The organism is Peribacillus sp. P4_C12 (assembly GCF_056402095.1).
Window position 1 is genome coordinate 1 of record NZ_JBFUIB010000618.1, and the last position, 1898, is coordinate 1898.

Annotated in this window: 2 protein-coding genes; both read left to right on the forward strand. The window is 32.3% G+C overall.

Translation table 11 applies throughout. From position 1 onward, the window contains the following. Window positions 1–291: hypothetical protein (locus AC1DUW_RS27230; protein ID WP_477643978.1), on the forward strand; the 291-nt coding region annotated here is incomplete at its 5' end. Window positions 292–310: 19 nt separating this feature from the next. Next, on the forward strand, window positions 311–1333 hold the full coding sequence (locus AC1DUW_RS27235) for an HNH endonuclease (protein WP_477643979.1): 1023 nt from the start codon (window positions 311–313) through the stop codon (window positions 1331–1333). Window positions 1334–1898: the final 565 nt, after the last annotated feature.

The following is a 1898-nucleotide window of genomic DNA, read 5'->3' on the forward strand; positions in this document are numbered from 1 at the left end:
AAACAGCACTCGGTGAAAGTCTATTACGCAAGTTCATTCGAAGATGAAGAACTTAAACCGAAGGGAAAGTATGATGCGTTAAATAATTTTTATCATTATTACTATGTTGAAATTCTAAATGTATCTAAAAGAAATGTTCCCGTGTTTCCCATTGATACTAAAGAATTGGTGTCATGGACAAATAAAGAAAAAAGAAGACCAGTTTATTTTCCAAAGGAATTTGATTTTAATTGTTTATTCGACGATAGGTATTATGAACATCTAAACAATGATGGAGCAGCATCCAGTTAAGGCATCTTTATCATTAGCATTGTCAGCAGGTTACGATAGTGGGGAAATGTTTCCTACAAATGGAGAACATGAAAAAGCCATGAAAATGGATGATGTTATTATTGAAGGGGATTACGTTAAGGTTAGGAATTTTTCTAGTCAATCGACTGTTCCATTTATTTTAATGCGAGGGAAAAATGCTGAGTATATTAAGGAATATCATAAGATAAGAATGTCCTTCCCAACAAAAAAGGCATGGCAAAAATCCCACTTCATAGCCAATACATGGAAAACCAATGAGTTAAGTTTTGATTCTAAAATTGCATCAAGAGTTTACATTCCACATGATTTAGTATCATACATGTTAAAGTATATTTCCTTAAAAGAAGGAGTACCTACTCCTTTAATAACGGATTTAAGGGCTAATATGGTTTTACATTCTTTATACAACAGTAAGGGCTCTGCATTGCAGGACATCATAGAATTGTACGGATTCCTTCCTTTTGTTAAGCAAGCATTTGAGGAATACTGTATGACAACCAGCAGAGATAAAGAGCCAATCTTCTCCGTACTCTCTTTAGAGATGGTTCAATCGGAAGAAGTTTTTAATGATGAGGAAGTTGAAAAAAAAAAGGTAGAGTCCAGAATTAATATCATTGATAGATTGTTAAGAGACAGGGTCAAGGTTAAAAAGTTAAAAGAAATATACGGTAACTCTTGTCAAATATGTAATGAACAAATTACATTTATTGATGGAATTTCTTATTCTGAAGTTCACCATATTCAGCCTTTTAATAAATTGCATCATGGAATTGATGACAAATCAAATATGATTGTATTATGTCCTAACCATCATAAGATTTTTGATATGGGAATTATCGCTTTAGACCCAGAAAATCATCAAAGAATATTGCATGTTGACAGTAATAACCCTTTAAATCAGAAAATGCTAGTTGCGAGTAAACATCAGCTATCGTCTACTCAGGTTAGGTATCACTATGAGAATATTTTTATGCCATTGAGAGAAAGTCTATTAGAAACTAGAAAACAAGGAGTCCTTTAAGGACTTCTCATTTTTTTACTTGGACTTTAATAGTTGGCTACCAAGTCTGTTCCCTTTAAAAGTTTTCCTAATGCAAGATTTCTACTGTACGCTGGACACGGTATATTTGATTCTGTAAGCAGACTAGATAAAAGACGAGTATTATTAATAGGGGATGTTTTGTCGGATATTTACCTAATGCGTGAGTGAATGAGAATAGTGAAGCGATTCTGAACGTGTAAGTGCGTTTGTACTTTTTAGACTCACTAAACTAATAACACAGACTCTCTAAGCTTCCGCTAAACTAGAACGAATCATGAATATTTTTGAATTTCCAAGTATTCTTTTCATCTGTAATGATTTAGTCTATTATACTATTAAACCTAATTAAGTAGCATCTGAAGGGAGTAACTAGATAATGTTTGATTTTTGGATATCAGGCACAGAGGCATTAGCACAATATTTAAGACAAAACAAAAAAATTCGAAAAAACCTCTTATTTATTTCTTTAATTTCAACAATAAGTATAATTTCATTGTTGATAGGGAACGAATTCCATAATTTTATGGAGGAATATATGCAAGGT